Annotated in this window: 14 protein-coding genes and 1 pseudogene; 6 read left to right on the forward strand and 9 right to left on the reverse strand. The window is 63.5% G+C overall.

The features are described from left to right. Positions 1–122: 122 nt before the first annotated feature. The 3 genes from QFW77_RS05835 to QFW77_RS05845 all read left to right on the forward strand — a co-directional run bounded on the left by QFW77_RS05835 (position 123) and on the right by QFW77_RS05845 (position 3,642). A complete protein-coding gene (locus QFW77_RS05835) occupies positions 123–986 on the forward strand; it encodes a phosphatase PAP2 family protein (RefSeq protein ID WP_280573437.1) in 864 nt (287 codons plus the stop codon). Between the two features lie 98 nt (positions 987–1,084). Continuing rightward, entirely contained in the window at positions 1,085–2,173 is a 1,089-nt protein-coding gene (locus QFW77_RS05840; protein WP_280573439.1) for a glycosyltransferase, read from the forward strand. 29 nt (positions 2,174–2,202) lie between these two features. Continuing rightward, the gene (locus QFW77_RS05845; RefSeq protein WP_280573440.1) at positions 2,203–3,642 is read left to right on the forward strand and encodes an ArnT family glycosyltransferase; all 1,440 of its coding nucleotides are present in this window, start codon (positions 2,203–2,205) and stop codon (positions 3,640–3,642) included. A 42-nt stretch (positions 3,643–3,684) separates the two neighbouring features. Here the strand turns inward: QFW77_RS05845 and QFW77_RS05850 are convergent, their stop codons facing one another. The 4 genes from QFW77_RS05850 to QFW77_RS05865 all read right to left on the reverse strand — a co-directional run bounded on the left by QFW77_RS05850 (position 3,685) and on the right by QFW77_RS05865 (position 6,339). Further along, positions 3,685–4,572: a hypothetical protein gene (locus QFW77_RS05850; RefSeq protein ID WP_280573441.1), complete on the reverse strand. Its 888-nt coding sequence runs from the start codon at positions 4,570–4,572 to the stop codon at positions 3,685–3,687. Further along, positions 4,569–5,567: a hypothetical protein gene (locus QFW77_RS05855; RefSeq protein ID WP_280573442.1), complete on the reverse strand. Its 999-nt coding sequence runs from the start codon at positions 5,565–5,567 to the stop codon at positions 4,569–4,571. The genes QFW77_RS05850 and QFW77_RS05855 overlap by 4 nt, the downstream gene beginning before the upstream one ends. Before the next feature lie 119 nt (positions 5,568–5,686). Beyond that, positions 5,687–6,112 (reverse strand): type II toxin-antitoxin system death-on-curing family toxin, encoded by a 426-nt coding sequence (locus QFW77_RS05860; protein ID WP_280573444.1) that lies wholly within the window; start codon positions 6,110–6,112, stop codon positions 5,687–5,689. 5 nt (positions 6,113–6,117) lie between these two features. After that, complete coding sequence (locus QFW77_RS05865) at positions 6,118–6,339, reverse strand: AbrB/MazE/SpoVT family DNA-binding domain-containing protein (protein WP_180677292.1); 222 nt, start codon at positions 6,337–6,339, stop codon at positions 6,118–6,120. A 147-nt stretch (positions 6,340–6,486) separates the two neighbouring features. On the opposite strand from QFW77_RS05865, the gene QFW77_RS05870 reads away from it, so the two are divergent. After that, the gene (locus QFW77_RS05870; protein WP_280573445.1) at positions 6,487–7,857 is read left to right on the forward strand and encodes a DUF763 domain-containing protein; all 1,371 of its coding nucleotides are present in this window, start codon (positions 6,487–6,489) and stop codon (positions 7,855–7,857) included. Between the two features lie 277 nt (positions 7,858–8,134). Here QFW77_RS05870 and QFW77_RS05875 read toward each other — a convergent pair whose 3' ends face one another. After that, positions 8,135–9,049, reverse strand: a complete 915-nt coding sequence (locus QFW77_RS05875; protein WP_280573446.1) for an RHS repeat-associated core domain-containing protein — start codon at positions 9,047–9,049, stop codon at positions 8,135–8,137. A 407-nt stretch (positions 9,050–9,456) separates the two neighbouring features. Continuing rightward, positions 9,457–10,206 carry an XAC0095 family protein gene (locus QFW77_RS05880; RefSeq protein WP_280573447.1) on the reverse strand — a complete coding sequence of 250 codons (750 nt, stop codon included), beginning with the start codon at positions 10,204–10,206 and terminating at the stop codon, positions 9,457–9,459. A gap of 674 nt (positions 10,207–10,880) precedes the next feature. On the opposite strand from QFW77_RS05880, the gene QFW77_RS05885 reads away from it, so the two are divergent. Together QFW77_RS05885 and QFW77_RS05890 are read left to right on the forward strand one after the other, a co-directional pair. After that, on the forward strand, positions 10,881–11,474 hold the full coding sequence (locus QFW77_RS05885; RefSeq protein WP_280573449.1) for a hypothetical protein: 594 nt from the start codon (positions 10,881–10,883) through the stop codon (positions 11,472–11,474). A 153-nt stretch (positions 11,475–11,627) separates the two neighbouring features. After that, positions 11,628–12,599, forward strand: a complete 972-nt coding sequence (locus tag QFW77_RS05890; RefSeq protein ID WP_280573450.1) for a DUF2971 domain-containing protein — start codon at positions 11,628–11,630, stop codon at positions 12,597–12,599. 144 nt (positions 12,600–12,743) lie between these two features. Here QFW77_RS05890 and QFW77_RS05895 read toward each other — a convergent pair. The 3 genes and pseudogenes from QFW77_RS05895 to QFW77_RS05905 all read right to left on the reverse strand — a co-directional run bounded on the left by QFW77_RS05895 (position 12,744) and on the right by QFW77_RS05905 (position 16,993). Beyond that, a pseudogene (locus tag QFW77_RS05895) lies at positions 12,744–13,718 on the reverse strand (DUF4238 domain-containing protein). A 72-nt stretch (positions 13,719–13,790) separates the two neighbouring features. Then, on the reverse strand, positions 13,791–15,317 hold the full coding sequence (locus QFW77_RS05900; protein WP_280573451.1) for a UvrD-helicase domain-containing protein: 1,527 nt from the start codon (positions 15,315–15,317) through the stop codon (positions 13,791–13,793). Then, complete coding sequence (locus tag QFW77_RS05905; protein WP_280573452.1) at positions 15,314–16,993, reverse strand: ATP-dependent nuclease; 1,680 nt, start codon at positions 16,991–16,993, stop codon at positions 15,314–15,316. Before QFW77_RS05905 ends, QFW77_RS05900 begins: the two co-directional genes overlap by 4 nt. Between the last annotated feature and the right edge of the window lie 116 nt (positions 16,994–17,109).

Raw genomic sequence — 17,109 nt, forward strand, 5'->3', positions numbered from 1 at the left:
CGCATGCGTCCGCACGCCAGCATCATTCCGCTCGGGACGTCCCGGGCCCGCGCGCGCGTCGCGAACGCATGGAAGTGCCGATCATCGTTCCCGGGTGAACGCATCAGCCCCAGGAAGCGGCTGTGGCCCGGGTGCGCACGGAGACCCGGGTGATCGGGTACGGCCGCGACCTGCGTGCGGGCGGCCACTGGAAGTGGAGCACCTCCGGCCCGTTGCGACTGGCGATCGAACGCGTCGCCTCCTCCTCGATCAAGCCTTTGCGCTGGGCCGCCGTGATCGGCGTTGCGTTGGCTGCCGGCGGCGCACTGTTCGGACTGTGGATCGCGACCAATGCGCTGCTCGTGGGCGAAGCGGTGCAGGGGGATTCGTCGCCGGTTGCGGTCGGCGGCTTCCTCGGCGGGGTGCTGCGGCTGGACGAGCAGCTGTTCGTGCTTCTGAACTCGCTGGGTTCGGAACGTTGGGACGGCTTCTGGCTGTTCGTCACCAGCAAGCTTTCTTCGATCCCCGTTTTCGGGGCGCTGATGTACCTGGTGCATCGCCATTTTGGACTGAAGAACATGCTGGTGGTTCTGGGGCTGGTCGTGGTGATGATCACCGCAACCGACCAGTTGGCCAATCTCTTCAAGGACGGTTTCGAGCGCCCCAGGCCTTGCCGGGAAGCGCATTTGCAAGAGCTCATCCGCTATCTCGCGCCGCGTTGCGGACGCTATGGCTATTTCTCGGCGCATGCGGCGAATTCGATGGCATTCGCGGTTTTCCTGGGCCTGCTGCTCCGAAGAATCCACAAGCACCTGCTGCTTCTGTTGCTGGTCTGGGCGTCGATCGTGGGCTACAGCCGCATCTACGTGGGGGTGCACTATCCGGCGGACACCCTGACCGGGATGGCGATCGGGGCGCTGATCGGCTTCCTCATCTACAAGCTCTCACGGCGGCTTGGAACCATCGGGAGCCGTATGGCTGCTCGGCCAGGCAGTCCGCTTCCTTGATGGACACGGCACCCTCCCGAATCCAAGGCGCCGTCGTGCATGGGCCCTTCGAGGCGCGAAGCCGACCCGGAGCCAACGGCCGAATGCAGGGCCGGCGCATGTACGACCTGAGCGTCGTCATCCCCACATTCAACGAAAGGGACAATGTCCGGCCGCTGTTCGATCTGTTGCGCGCCGCGCTCGAGGGGCGTTCGTGGGAAGCGGTCTATGTGGATGACGACAGCCCCGATGGCACGGCCGAGGCAGTGCGGTCCCTGGCGCGGGAATTCGACAACGTCCGTGTCATCCCACGGATCGGGCGGCGGGGCCTCGCCGGGGCCTGTATCGAAGGCATTCTGTCCTCCACGGCTCCGTTCTGCGCCGTCATCGACGCGGACCTGCAGCACGACGAAACCCGGCTCGCAGCGATGCTCGACGCGTTGCAAGGCGATGATGAACTGGACATCGTGATCGGCAGTCGCAACATCGACGGTGGGTCGAGCGGGCAGGGGCTGTCCCGTATCCGGCGCTGGGGCAGCGATCGTGCGACAGCCGTGACACGGCGCATGTTGAACATCACGGCCTCCGATCCGGTCAGCGGCTTCTTCATGGTGCGCCGCCTGTCCTTCAACCAGGTGGTCACATCCCTGCAGGGCGAAGGGTTCAAGATCCTCGCCGACATGCTGGCCGCGTCCGCAGGGCGATGGAAGGCGCGTGAGATCCCCTACACGTTCCGGTCGCGCCGGGCCGGAGAATCCAAGATGGATTCCGCCGTCGCCCTCGAGTTCGTGTCGCTGCTGGTGGTCCGGAAGACGGGCGGGCTGGTGTCGACGCGGTTCGTACTGTTTTGTGCCGTCGGCTTCACGGGCATCTTCGTGCAGCTGCTTGCCGTCAAGATCGCGCTGGCCGCTCTGACGGATCAATTCGCGTTGGCGCAGGCCCTGGGGGTGTTCGCAGCCATCAACTCGAATTTCCTGTTGAACAACCTGATCACCTATCGGGACCGCGCGTTGCGCGGGCGCGCGATCTGGCGCGGGTTGCTGAGCTTCTACGCGGTCTGTGCGCTCGGTGCGGTCATGAACGTGGGCGTGGCCAACGTGTTCTTCGCGGCGATGCCGTTCTGGGCCCCGGCAAGCATCGTCGGCGCGATCGCGGGCGCAATCTGGAACTTCGTGGCTTCCTCGCTGTTTACCTGGCGCACGCGTTGACGAACGCAAGGAACGAAGGCCGCCCGCCGATGCGACTTTCCGTTCTCGCCATATCGCTTGCGTTTCTGGCCGTTCACCTCGCCATCGCCGCGTGGGTCCCCCTCTTCGACGACGAGGCCTACTACGCGCTGTGGGCCCGCGATCTGGCGCTCGGCTATTACGATCATCCGCCGATGATCGCCTACATGATCCGCCTGGGCACCAGCCTGTTCGGTGAAACCGCGCTCGGCATTCGCCTGTTCCCGGTGATCGGTTTCGCCGCCTCGGGGTACCTGGTGGGCGACATGGCGCGGCGCATGTCCGGTGGCCACGTGGGTCTGGCAGTCCTGGCGACAGCGCTCTACAACCTGGGCCTGCTCGTCTTCGCCCTGGGCAGTTTCGCCACCCCGGACGCGCCCTCGACCCTGTTCTGGGTGGCCGCACTCTGGGCCGCGATGCGCGCGGTCAACACGCCCCCGGGCACGCGTGCCGCGATGCTTTGGTGGGTCTGCACGGGCCTGCTGCTCGGGTTCGGCGGCCTGTCGAAGTTCACCAATGCCTTCCTGGCCTTCGGATTGCTGGGCTACCTGATCGCCACGCCAAAGGGCCGCGCGTACCTGCCCACGCGCCTGCCCTGGATGGCCGTGGCAGCGGCGGCGCTGCCGCTTCTGCCCTACCTTGCCTGGAACCTGCAACACGATTGGCTGGGCCTGGAACGCCAGGGCGCGCGCCTGGTCGCCTCCGGCTTCTCGATCCGGACGCTCGGCGAATACGCCGCGCTCCTGCTGCTGGCGCCGACACCCTTGGTTTCGTGGTTCGCCTTGCGCGCGCTCAGGGCCCCGCCAAAGGACGGTGCGCTGCTGGTCTGGAGCGCTGTTCCGCTGCTGCTCTACTTCGCCTATCACGCGACCCATGCGCCGGTTCAAGCCAACTGGATCGTGCCGCTGCAGGCGGTCTTCGCCGTGCTTGCGGCCTTCGGCCTGGCTCGAGCGCAGTCACCGCAGCGTTGGACCAGGGCCACCCTCGCCATCGCACTGTTGATGAGCGTCGGATTGGTCGCGGCCGCCTTCAACCCGGTCGCCCCGATCGGCACGGCCGACAACCCACCCAACCAGACGCGCGGATGGCCGGCCACCGAGGAGGCCATCGCCGAGCTGCTCGAGGAAACGGGCGCCACCTGGATCGCCACGACCGATTACGCGCGCACCGGATCGCTCGCGCTTCGTTTTCCGCAAGTGCCCGTCTGGTCGGTGGCGCAACTGCAGCGCTACGGCTTCCGTGGCGCCTTCCCTGCCGAGTTGTGCGCCGCCCCCGGCCTCCTGATCGAGCGGGCGAGGCGGTCGGAAACGACCTCCGAGACAGCCCCAAGCCTCTTTGAGACAGTCGAAGACACTCATGAAGTCACTCGAACGCAAGCCGGAGTCACGCTGATGCGATATCACCTGACCCCGGTAGCCGGGCTCAAATCGCCCGACTTGTGCCCGAACTGACGGGCATCCCCGCGATATCCGGACCCTCGCTGCCGTCAGGTGCTATTCCCCCAGGAAGTCGATCAACTCGAACAGGCTGGCATGGGCTCGTCGGTAGGCATCGAGCGTTGTCCCATGCGGTGCCAGCACGCCGTTGAGCGCGATGGCATGGGCCTCGCGCAGGTAGTTGGCAACGCTGTCCAGGCCATTGCGGGCGGCGGCCTTCATGCCGGTCGCGCTGTCCGGATAGAGCGATGCCAGCGTTTCCCGCCATTCGGCCAGCCAGTGCTTGCCGGCAAGTGGCGACTGCTCACGGGCCAGCCACCACAGGGAGATCGCTCGACCGACATCCTTGGTGAAGCGTGGCGGCGTTCCCGGCAGGTTGGAAATTGGCGTCGTATCCGGATCGGCATGCTCCAGCAGGTGTGCCAACGCCATGCGGGCGGGCCGGGCGACACGCAGGCCGAATTCGGTTTCTTCGGCGCCATGCACGGCGACGCGCATGTAGCGGAAGCTTGGCAGACCGAACAACCCGATCCCGGTCTCGACGCGACGCCAGTGTTTGCGCGTGGCTTGGTCACCCGATGATTCGGCCAGCAGCTCGACGAACCAGTCGTCGCCGTCGCCCGGCGGGCTCAGGCGCAGGGCGGGAAGGCGGTCATCGGGGGTATCGGCGGCGCCGCGCTCGATGCCATTCGGGAAGCGGGGCTGCCAGCCATCATCCAGCAGCTCTTGCCCCAGTGTTTCGGCGGTGGCGACGGCATCGATCGCTGGTCGAAGGAGGAGGTCGATGTCCTTGGTCGCGACCGAATGCGTGCCGGAGACATCCCGGAAGGCCCATGCCGTGGCAATGCTGCCGATCACGACCACGTTGGCACGGAGCGTTGGCGGAACACGCTCGGCCACACGGCTCAACAGCGTGGCGGCGTCCAGCTCCAGGGTGCGGTTCATGGACGCACCGCCTTGGCGTACTGCAGGGCCTGCTCGCGAAGGCCCAGGTCGAGCAAGGACAGGAACACGTCGCACGGATGCGCGCACCGGGCATGGTCGATCTCTGCACCCCGGTCGAAGCGCGTGCCGGCGCGCACCAGCGTGACCACGACCGGTGCGGGCGCCAGCACATTCGGCTCGGGTTCCAGGCCATCGTCCAACATCCGCATCACGCTGGCATCGAACACCTTGTTACCGCGTGGGGCATGCGCCACCAGGTCGAGGCGCGGCGTGCCGAGCAGGTCCAGTCCAGGCGCATCTTTCGATGCGACAGGCGTGCCGGAAAGGGAAAAGGGTTTCCAGCTTTTCGGCCCGTTCGCCCCGAGCAGGGGCATGACTCGCTCCGCAAGTTCTGCCGGAGACTTGATCCGCGCGCCGCGCTCGAACCGGAAGCGCAAGGTCTGGGGCAAGGCGCCCAGGCGGCTGAGCTGCTCCATCGACAGCGTTTCGGGCGCGATCTCCAACCAGCGCAGGCTGCGGATCAGGCTCGCATTGCGCAGCGCAACCAGCGCGCTCCTGACCGGCGTGGCCGAAGCGCCCAGGGTCTCGACCAGTCCGACCTGGGTGTCTCCGAGATGCGCGGCAATCCCGTTCGCCGACTGCGGACCATCACCCTCCAGGCTGGCGCCCAGCAGCAGTCGGAGCACTTCGAACCGGTAGTTGGGTCGCTCCAGCGGCAGGAGGCCCGACTCGCCGGCCCCGATCTGCTTCTCCGCGGCACCCTCGCCCCCCTGTTCGATGCTGAGGGTCATCCGGGCACGCACCTTCGGGGCAAGGGCTGGCAGCAGCCGGTCCCACTCTTCCTGGATGGCGGCTGCACTGATGACCGGGTCGACCACGGTCATCCGCCCCGCGGCGCTGGTACCAGCGATCCGCGCAGCCAGATCCAGCGTCTCCGCCCGCAGTTCACGGGTATTCCGCAGTTGGCGCAACGTCTTCTGGAGCTGGGCGGACACGGCACTCCCTCGATCTGAGCCGAACCGAGCTAGAACATTGCATGTTGTTTATTATATTGCAAGTGAATTATTAATTTGCATGTGATTCACGTAAGCAAGCACCGGGCACTGACGTCGCTTCAGCGCGCGTAGCGCGCCCGCGGTTCGTGCACCTTGGTGCCGGCCGGCGCGATGTGTTGGCGCAGCCAGGCGGCGAAGTCGGCTTCGGGCAGGCTGCCTTCGGCGAGCGCGATATAAACGGGATACAGCTCAAGGTCGTCGGCCTGGAGCGTGGCGCCGTTGAGCACGATGAAGACTTCGCAGGCCACGGCGGCGGTGCGCTTGTTGCCGTCGATGAACGGATGATTGCGGGCCAAGCCGAAGGCGAGGCTGGCGGCAAGCTCGGCCAGGTCCGGCGGTGGGTCGCCGTAGGCATGCAGCTGCTGCGGGCGGGCAAGGGCGGAGTCCAGCAGGCTTTCCTCGCGCACGCCGGGGTTGCCGCCGTGCTCGGCCAGCTGGCGGTCGTGGATGGCCAGCGCGAGCGGCTTTTCGATCCAGATGATCATGGCCGCTACTGCGCCAGCTTGTGCAGCAGGGTGCGGCGCTTGCGCATGACGTCCTCGGCCACGTCCATCTGCGCGGCAAGCGCGGGATCGTACGTGGTGAGCTTGATGCCGTCGGGGGTTTCGAGCGCGAACAGCTCGTCGCCCTTGGCCAGGCGCAGGCGGGCGAGCAGCTCCTTGGGCAGGATGACGCCGGCGGAATTGCCGATGGTGGTGATCTTGAGCTTCATGGGTGCGGCTCCGTGGTTTGTTATAACTGTCGTATATACGCCAGCTCGCGTGGACGTGCAAGTCGGCCCTGGCCGCACGCCCGGCACGGCGTCTCACCACCTGAGACCACCGGCCGTGATCCTGCCGCCGATGAGGCCGCCGCCGCCATGAGCCGACGATCCGGAAGCGCCGACCTGCCGCTGCACGGCGGCCGCGTACCGCACTGGCTGGGCGAGCGGATGACGCGGCTGGGCGCGGTGATGTGCCAGGCGATCGTGCACGAGTACGGCCGCGACGAGCTGCTGCGGCGGCTGGCGCACCCGTTCTGGTTCCAGTCGTTCGGCGCGGTGATGGGCATGGACTGGCATTCGTCCGGCATCACCACCAGCGTGATCGGCGCGCTCAAGCGCGGACTGACGCCGCTGTCGGGCGAGCTGGGCATCCACGTGTGCGGCGGCCGCGGCCGGCATTCGCGGGCCACGCCGGGCGAGCTGGTCGCGATCGGCGAGCGCATCGGCTTCGACGGCGCCGCGTTGGCGGCGGCCAGCCGGCTGGTGGCGAAGGTCGACAGCGCGGCGCTGCAGGACGGGTTCGACCTGTACCTGCACGGCTTCTTCGTCAGCGACGAGGGCCGCTGGGTGGTGGTGCAGCAAGGCATGAACGGCGAGGCGAAGCAGGCGCGCCGCTATCACTGGCTGTCGGAGGGGCTGACCAGCTTCGTCGATGCGCCGCATGCGGCGATCGAGGGGCCGCGGCGCGGGCGCATCGTCAACCTGGCGGATCGGCGCGCCGAGGCGGCACGGCGGGCGCAGGTGGACATGCTCGGGACGCTGGGGCCGGATGGGGTGGCACGGGAGTGGGGCCGGTTGGAGGAGGCGAAGCCCGCCGGCATCCGCCCCCGGACCGGGCCCGGGGCAGGCGCTTCGGGCACCTTCTCCGGCAAACCGGAGCAGGCATCCATGCAGCTGGGGCTGCTGCCGCATCTCAGCCTGCCCGACCGGCACGACGTGCGCGGCAGCGACGTGGTCGCGCGGCGCCTGCGCGGCAACCTGGCGGCGGCGGCCGAGTGCGGGCCGCGCGATTTCACCGAGCTGCTGCAGGTGCCGGGCGTGGGCGCGCGCACCGTGCGTGCGCTGGCGCTGGTGGCCGAGGTGCTGCACGGCACGCCGTGCCGCTTCACCGACCCGGCGCGCTTCTCGCTGGCGCACGGCGGCAAGGACCGGCACCCGTTCCCGGTGCCCACGCGCGTGTACGACCGCACCATCGACGTGCTGAAGCGCGCAGTGCAGAGCGCGAAGCTCGGCCGCGAGGAACGGCTGCAGGCGATCGGGCGCCTGGATGCGCAGGCGCGGCGGCTCGAACGCCATGCCGACGGGCCTTCGGTCGAGCAGTTGATCGCCGAGGAACGCCGGCAATCGCATGCCTACGGCGGCCGCAGCGTGTTCGGCTGGGAGCCCGCGCGGCGGGGCGCAGCAGTGGAAGGCGATGACCGGGCTGCGGGAGAGGTTTCGGCAACGATGGCGGGGGCTAAGAGCTGAGCTCCTTTCCGGAAGACCGGCCACGCAGCCCGGACTACCGTCGCTTCCGCCTACTTCTTAGCCGCTTGATTAAGTATCCTGCTATGAAATAGCACCAATAAATGACGAGCCCTGCGAGAAAGAAATCCCATGTCTGAATGTAGCTGTTGAAGGACTGATCATTGTTCAACCAGGATCGAAGCGCGAAAAAAACCATCCCCAACGAGAAAGCTATCCCAAAAACAATCGCTGCACGAAGAATCGACTTGAGCAAATCATTCATCGACTGACTCTATCGCTATCGGTCTCTACGGATTTCAGGCGGCGGATCTCGCTCAGCGCGCGATCCAACGGAGCTCGAAACGCCGACACTAATCGATTCTTCTGCCGCCCGCGCCACTGCGCCAACCGCAACGGACGAGTGACCGCTCGACTGCGACAAGACGCCGCTTACTGCCTTCCCAGCCGCAGCGCCTGCGAGGGTCCCGGCCATAGCAGCAGCTGCTTCCGGACCGTGCGACTGAAGCGACTGCGCTGGATTTCCCTTTAGCACGTCGGCTGCGGGACCAGTAGCTAAAGTTGCATATCCTGCAGTTGCGCTCGCGGCGGTCACCTCCGCTGTGACCATCGAGGCCCTTGTGAGCTGCTGGGCTCTCGCAGCTGCGAGAGCTGCGGGACCAGCAACGCTCGTAGCCATTCCGATAAGTCCTCCCCGGCCCGTCTCAACGGCGATGGAGCGGATACTTATCCCCTCACCAGCCTTCACCTGTTTGTAAACCTCAAGGCCCCCACCAATTACGCCGCCTATAATACCGCCAACCGCAACTTGACCAAGACGTCCATCCGGATCTGAGAAACTATAGGGATTGTTGTTTCCGTATCTGTACCGATGGAACTGCGTCACCGGGTTGTCGTAGGCCGTCACCGGATCCACCGACAGGAAGCACCCGCACAACGGATCGTAATAGCGCTGCTGCATGTACGTCAGCCCGGTCGCAGCATCCTGCACGTGCCCGGTGTAGCCCGGCCCGTCCGCCAAAGCCGGCGTGAGCTGCTGGCCGTAGGGTTCGTACTCGCGGCGCTCGAGCACGTTCCGGTTCTGGTCGGTCACCGCGACCACCGAGCCCAGCGCATCGGTGTGGATGTATTTCACCGTGGTTTGCGCGAACGCGGCGCCGGCGGGGAGCAAGCACCCAGCCAGCAGGACGAGCATCAGGACTACAGCGCGGGCTGCGAGGCCCTCCGCTTGGCCACCCCGCCGACTCGCGGATCCGGGCGGCTTGGCGCTCACGTCAGAACCGAAACGCATGCCGCGGGTGGTGCGGCGCTGGTCGATGTCCATATGACTCCCCCTGAGTCCTTCCTGGGCACGGCCGGAATATAGGCCAGCCCGCACCCCTTGCCCAGTACCGACTATCGCGCCCCCAGGCCGGCCAGCTACCCCGCGCGGAGACCCGCAAGCCCACCAGCTGGCACTCGCGCCGCCGGCCCATCGGCCCGATCGGCGGGGCCGCCGGTATGCGAACCCGCCCCCGGTTTCCGTACCTGCACCACGCCCACGGATTGCACGGACGCGGCGCCAGGGATCGTGACCGAGCCCGGCACCGCGCCCTTGCTCGATCAGTGGCGGGTGGCCGCCTGCGGGCGCCAGCCCGCATCCGCGGGCGGCGGCAGCATCGGCATGGCTGCGTCACGCGTCAGGTCCGGACTGGCCGGTACGCCGTAGATCGCCGGCGCCTCGCGTACGCGGTTTCGCCGCCTGGACGCATCGGGAAGCGCCTGACCGGCCACCTTGTCCATGAGATCGCTTGCGGCTTCGGCCTCTTCGAAGATCGCATCGCCCAGCATCGTCAGCGTGCCGTCGGCCAGGTCGATGCGCTCGACGCCGAAGAGCAGGTCGCCGTAGGCGTGCAGCCGGTCGTGCAGGCGGTTGAGCGTGTCCAGCTGGTCCATGGTCATGCCGAAGACGAGGCGGTCTTCGGCGTTCGCCTCGGCGGCATCGGCGGCTTCCTCGTCCGCCTCCTCGTCCTCTAACCCGGCCTCCGCTGCCTCGACGGTCTGTGGCGAGTCTTCTGGCGCCTCGGCTTCGTCGCCTGCCTGCGATGACTTGCGGTTGGCCACTCGCTCGGCCGGCCAGGTGGCCTCGTCGAGCACGCGTTCGGCCTGGTCGGCCAGCTGCTCCAGGCAGACGGCCAGTTCACCCCCGCTGATCTGGGGCCCCCAGCCCGTCTCGTCCTCGTCGTGCGTGCGCGGCTGCGCCAGCTGCGACAGGAACACCATGTGCTCATGCAGCTTCTTGAGCCGGAAATGGCTGTCTTCCGGCAGGAAATAGCCCCTCGTCCCCATCTCGTCCAAGTCATGCTTTGACATCGTCGCCTCCTCATTCCATGAAGTGCCCGCCCACCGGGACGGCGGACGGGAAGCCGGGAGGTTAGAAACCGCAGGTAGCCGGCGGGCGTATTTCCCCGAAGGGTGTTGTATTAGCCGCCCTCCCGACGCAGGCATCGCGTCGGTCATGCCCGCAGCAGCACGGGCACAAAAAACCCACCGGTTTGACGGAGGTGGGAACCGCTACCTGAGGAGTTTCTACGCTCCTTGGGATCGAGTCTGCTACTTGGGCTGGCGGGGTGTCAAGCACTCAGAAGGCCGCGCTCACCGGCCAGGCGATCATCACGTTCAAGCTGATAGCCATGACTAAGTAGGCTAGCGAAGTAGCTACGACGTGGGCTGGCGCGGACGCGAAGAAGGTGAACTTGCCGACCACCCCAGCGAACGGTCAGCCCCTGGGCCCGGATGCGGGGTGCATCTCACCAAGTGGATGACGCCTGGGCATACTGAGCCAAAAATGCCCGCTTTCGACTAAATGCGGTGCGCGGTCAACCCTCGGTTTGCGCATATGGTATCTCTAGGACATCTCCGGAGCGCTCGGCGCAGTCGGATGGTGCAAGAGTGCAGGAAGGCAGTTAGCTTGTACATAGTGGCGCGGTGACGCGATTATATAAAAAAGTGGGCGACGCATGATTGAGGGAAGATACGGACTGCAGGTGTTTGATGAGACGGGCGCGCTCCTGCTGGATGTGGGGCCGCATGTTATAAGCGAATCGCCGGGGTTCGCGCAGAGCATTGGTGCGATTGCAGCTTCATGGGCGCAGACGGAGGTAAACTTGAACTGTTTGTTTGCAGTTCTCCTTGATACAACGCCAGAAGAAGCAGCTAATGAACTTAAGAAACATCGTTCCGCGGCCAAGACGACCCACTGGGCGAGAAAAAGGGCGACGGAGATCCTCAAGGGGGAGGAGTTGCTTTCCCTCATCGAAACCTTGGATCGCCTTGACGAAGTGCGCTTGCGGCGTAATCGCGTCCAGCACGATGTCTGGTCGCGGAAGGCAAATGACGTCCGACGAATTTTCGCCATTCATTCTGATGAGTATCTTGCTCTGACTACAGAGTTGGTGGCTTCTTCTGAAGACACAAATCTCGCCATTAGTGTTGCTAAGACTTTCGCCGAGAAGATCTCGGACGGTTTCTCAATCGAAGACCTAGAAGCGATCTCCACAGAAATTCACTCTGTAAGTCACTCGTTACTTTGTGCGATGTTTCGTCGGATTGTGATGCGCCTCGCTGCGAGGAGTGACTAGATGCGGATCTAGCGTCGGAAGCTGATCGGTTCGCGCCTGCTCCCGGTGGACAGCAAGCGGAAGCGGGTCGATGGGCCCGAGCATTTGAGCGCCATTGGTCATACGACATGAGGCCGCTGTTGGGGATGCTTGAAATCAAGTCACGGATTTTCAATGATCTCGACTGCCGATTCTGACGGACGCCATCCAATGGACACGCCTGGTTTGCTCTATAAGTACAAGTCCTTCAATAACTACTTGCTCCAAGAGCTATGCGGCTCGGAGTCGCACTTCGCCAGTCCAAGCACCTTCAATGACCCGCTAGATTCGAAGCCAAGCATCAGAGACGACATCGAGCTTTCTCACAAGGAACAACTCCTGAAGGTTCTCTGCAAGGAATATAGGCCCAAGAAAGATCCCGACGCGGTTCTAGGAAACTTCCGATATCTGGCAAGTGAGAACCCGCCAGAAGCACAGTCGCAATACGACTTGTTTGTGACTACGGACATCTGGCGCATGCTTCTGCAAGAAATTGGAAGGCGGGGCGTCCTTTCGCTTGCCGAAAGATGGGATTGCCCGCTGATGTGGAGTCACTATGCGCAACAGCATCAAGGCCTGTGCCTTGCGTTCTCGACACAGGACAGCGTCGCCAGAAACCTCATGCGAGTGCGTTATGGTACCGATCGTGCCATCCCGCTCAGCGACCTGTATGCCTGGAAAGTCGATCGCACACCGGGTGCGCGGGAGCGAGTCCTGGCTCTAGCTTTCCTTTCCAAGGCCAAGGCATGGGAATATGAACGGGAATGGCGAATTTTGGCCGAAAATCCGGGTTCGCTAAGCGCTCCGCTTCGCCTCAAGGGCATCTATTTCGGGGAGCGTTGCTCTCGCGCCATCCAGACTGTCGTCGTAAAGGCTTTGCACGATGCGCATCCAGCCGCGAAGTTCTATCGAGTGAGCTTCGATAGCAATGCATTCGATTTGCATCGACACGAAGTCGATGTGGACGAAGAGATTCAATGTGGCATCTGCCCGCCGGTAGCGCTGTCTTTTGCCAAACTGCTTGATCCAGTGCTGCCATCCGGCGCCATTCCCCTATCATCTGCTGAAACCGAGCCCAACGAAGGTCCACCTCATTTCCAGCGCTGAGTTCCGGTAGCCGGGCGCTCTCAAGCCCGCCACAATGTTGCCATAGAAGTGGGCTCGTCCGCCGCTAGATCGCCAATCTTTCACTACGGCGCGTGAACCGGTACTGGTCATATCCGATAACCGGATGTTTCAGGAAACTCAGCGCTAGGAGGTACGGCAACTGAGGCTGGAATCCATGCACGATGTCGCCCATTGGGTTTCCGGTACCGATCTCAATACCAGGCGCTTCCATGACGGTTCCCACGTGCGGCGCCAGTGTGGCTCGCTCCTGTCGACATAGCTCGGACACGTAGCCTGCAAACTGGAAATCGTGAAATAGACGCAGAAAGATGCACCGTGAATCTGTAGCTTGTTCAGTGCCGCCACATCTCGAAGTTCTCGCACCTGGAGTTGATTGCCCCGGACCCGCTTCACGTCGTAGCAATAGCTATCTGCCAGCATCAGAACCAGGGTTGGCGACAGCGGGAAGAACACCATTAACCCAGGCGTATCGAAGCCTAAGACACCGCGGTGCCTGACGTTCCAGTAGTACCCGTTGTAGAGCACCACCGGCGCATCGCCAAAGATGAAAGGCCGGACTGTCTAGTTAATCAACATAACCGGCATCAGATCCGCCAAGCGTCCCGCGCTCTCAAGCGCGGCATTCATCTCGACCAACTGCGCCTGCGCTGGATTCGCCCTGACGCTGTCCAAGGACATCAGGAGCTGCTGACGCTGTTCCTCATGCAGGTCTCCGGCACTACCTATCGCTGCTTCTAGGTACATCCGCAGCATCTTGTCGTGCATAGGCTGTCCCGTATTGCGGGCCGCTACCGTACGCGAGCGTTGAAGCGCGACCCACGCCAGAACTCCATCGACGTCCTCTGGCGCCAGAGCGGCTGGGTCGCACGCTTTAATCAGCTTTCGTAAAGACGCGCTGCAATCTCCTTCAACGACTGCCAGTGCCTTCTCGACCTCCTTTTCACCATAGAAGTTTGTCTTGCTAGCTTGGCCACGAATAGGTGCTTGGCGGATTGCTACGCCCGTCAAACGGTTCACCAAGCAGATACTCCTTCCATCCGTCGAGAAGTAGCGGAAATAGAACTGCGGCACATAGTGGTGGTTGCTTTGTTCGCTCACGCTGTCTTGCCGGACTGGCTATTTTTGCTCATTCTCTGGAAGCTGACCGATCAGGAGGTGGCGCCATTCGCATCAGAGCTTGAACAGCGGCGTCGGATTGCTATCCGAAACCACCAACGTCAGCGACTTCTTCGCCCGACTGAGTGCAACGTACATCCGGCACTTGGCATAGGTGGTTGCAGAAAATTGCGCTTTGTCGCACGCCATGACCATGGCGTGGTCGCACTCCAGCCCCTTGGCCTTGTGGACGCTGCTCAACGCGCGCAGAGGAGGTGATGGACGTGAATACGACCTCCTGCGCGCGATTTCGGCGAAGCCCTCCTCCGCGTCGGAGAACAAGCCTAGACGAATCGCATCCCCAAACTCGGCCCAATGGTCGATCTTGACCTCCGCGAATCCAGGCGCCTTGTCACGAATCAGATTGCGGATCAGTTCAACTGCCGAAGATACGCCCTTGGAGGAAGGATTCTCCAGAACCAACCGCGCAATCGCTTGGAGATGTGCGGGCTTCCCGTTGGCCCTACGTATGCAACCTTCCCTCACTTCCTGCAACAGCCTTTCCCCATGGCTGCTTGGAGTGAACCCTACAGCCACATTCGACATGAACTCGATCAGCCCTCGGACAATTCCTTCGGCGTCCCCGTCCCTATCCTTCAGGACACCGATCAATCCAGCCAACGCATTCCTTGTGTGGCCTTCCCAGATCGGGATTCTCCGAAACCAGAACGCACGGAGCGCCGAGATCAATTCGTTCTGGGACGCAAGAATCATCAACTGATCGGAACTGTCTACCAGCCGGTCTATCGGGCGCCGAACGTCTCGGGATAGCGAGTACACACCCCGTTGCCTGGCGGTGTTGTTCGCGAAAAGGATCGTAAGTGAGCGGGGTTTCGGGCCGGTTAGATCGATGGGCTGGCCTGACTGCAGATTCTGCCGCGCAAGCTGGATCCAGGCCCCCAGTTCGGGACACCCGGTTTGCCAGCGATGAGGCGAATCCAGGACCTCACAGGCGGCGACATCCTTCAGGGCTTCCCAGCGTTCCTGATCCGCCTTTGCCTCCTTGGCGGTCCTGCCGCCATAGATACGCTGCAACGGATCCCCGAATATTCGCAAAAGCGCCCCATTCCGGTGCAATGCCGTGACCACTATGTGCTGGTCGGCACTCGAGTCCTGGTGCTCGTCGCAGACTACGACCGGATAGCGAGTAGCAAGCGCCTTGGCAACCATGGGGTGTGCGGTCAAGAACATGGCAACCTTCGACGCGATGATCGAGAATCCTTTCCCGTTGTCCCGCCATGCCCACGATGCAAGGTCTGCTGGTAGCCCCAAGGCCTGATGATAGGCGGTGGCGACCTGCATGATCAGCGCATCGATCGTCTTTATCTCAACTCTGCTGCCCGCACCCTTCGTTCGTTCCGCGAACACCGCGCAGGCGGCATGCGTGTGCGTGAGGATGAGCAACCGACCACTCCCAATGGTGGAGATCGCGTCCTTGGCGTAGCTGGCCCCTTGATAGGTCTTTCCGCATCCGGCCGCGGCCTCTATCAGTACGAGCCGTCTATCGGAACGCAACAGCGCCGCAACCGCCGCATCGCTCATAGATCGAAGGCTTCCTTTGTTGGCTGCCCCGCAGCCATCAGGATCGCGTTGAATAATGGCGCCATCTTGGGGCCAATCGTTACCCAGGCGCCAAGAGAGACCATACGCTGTGCGAGCTCTCGCCCGCCCTCTTCCGACTTGAACCAATGTCGAGAGTGCTTCTTCCAGGCCTTCTCCTCGCCCGCTGGTGCGCCGTTCTTATCGCCGGTCGCCGCAGCAATGATGAGCTGACGCAACGTCTTTCCCTGTGTAGCCACGGCTTGCTCGATCGCTTCAATATGCTTGTCCTGAATGCCTAGCCGGTCGGCGATCGTCCGCAAGCGGTCGCCATCGGCCGCGCCATCCTCTCCCCTAAGTAATTCAGGCAGCTTGTTGTCCGCTATTGCGGCGATCACCTGCTGCTCCGTGCATCCTTCCTGCCATTGATGTAGTTTGTCGCCCAGCTTCTGCTTCAGAGCCTGCCAGCGCCCCGGATCAGTGCCTTCGTTGTCAGCCAGCCCAGCAAACTGCAGGCCCGAAGCGGATAGCGTCTCTAGCAAATCGAGCGTCGCGGAATTCCCTTGGCCGTCGCATACGCGCACGCCATGGTCCAGCGGAGCGCATCCAAGAACCATTTCCAGTAGGTACTGCAAGAAGCCGACCTCCGTCGGACCCTCTGCGATCACCGCCACCTTGGCCAGGAATGTCTCCGGGTCCCTGCGCTGCTGCGCGGCGATCTTTTCGCGCGGCAACGGCCCCATTCTCCCCCGATTATCCATGTACCAAAGATAGGCCTTCTCACTGCAGGCAATCGCTACCGGACTATGAGTAGTGATGAACGCCTGGCTCCCCACGTCCGCAAGCGTGCCAATGAGCTTACGCAGCCTGTAGGGCTCCAGACCCCGCTCGATTTCGTCGACGAGCACTATGCTCGCCTCCTTTTCAGCCGCCGAGGCGATTTCTAGCGCCACCATTCGCCTTGTGCCAGCGCCCCAGGTGGCGAGCGGCAGGCTGACATCGTTCTTTTTCGCCAGCAGACCGATCAATGCGCCGATGGATAGGCCCTGGCTGGTCGTCAGCCCGAGCTTTAGAACGTGCGGCAGAGCGGAGTCGGCCAAGCGCTTGTCGAGGTCGGAGATCGCCTTTTCCCCCGACTCACTGAGCGACTTTTCCAGATCGAGCCCAGAGATCTGCTTGCCGATCCTAGCCCGAAGCGCCACGTCGGCCAGCAAGCGATCCAGGCCAGAGCCGTAGACGAGCCTCAGATCACGGTCGTTGCGCTCGTCCGCGCTCAATCGCACCAGCCCGATCTTCCTGCGTACGCTGACCGAGAAGTGGTCCGCCTCGCCGCTAGGTTGGACGATCTCCCATACAAGTTCGAGCTCAGAAGTTCCCCTGACTCGCACCCGGTACACAGGGTCATCGGCGCCTGGCAGGTCCTCGCCTTCTTCCTTGGCGGGAGGCTGCACGGCGTCAGTCCCGTCCCAGTGCCACGGCCAGGAGAAGTTGTGCTGCGTGTTGATCCCGGATGCTTCTGACAGCGCGATAACCGCCTCGATCTGGAACTCTTGGGTGTTATCCCGTTGCCAGTAGTCCGATTCCGAAACCGTAGTCGCGTTGGTCGGACTGAGCAAGAGCGCCAACGCCTCGAGTACCGTCGTCTTCCCGACGTCTCCGCCCCCGAGGACAATGTTCATCCCCGAGGCCGGCGTCCACTCAAGGTGCCCGATCCCTCGGAAGCGCGTCACGGTCAGCTTCCGGATTACCGCCACACTCCCCATAACGAATCCTCTTTCCCTTCTCCGAGGATACG

This window comes from Luteimonas endophytica (assembly GCF_029887875.1).
GTDB classification, from domain to species: Bacteria; Pseudomonadota; Gammaproteobacteria; order Xanthomonadales; family Xanthomonadaceae; genus Luteimonas; species Luteimonas endophytica.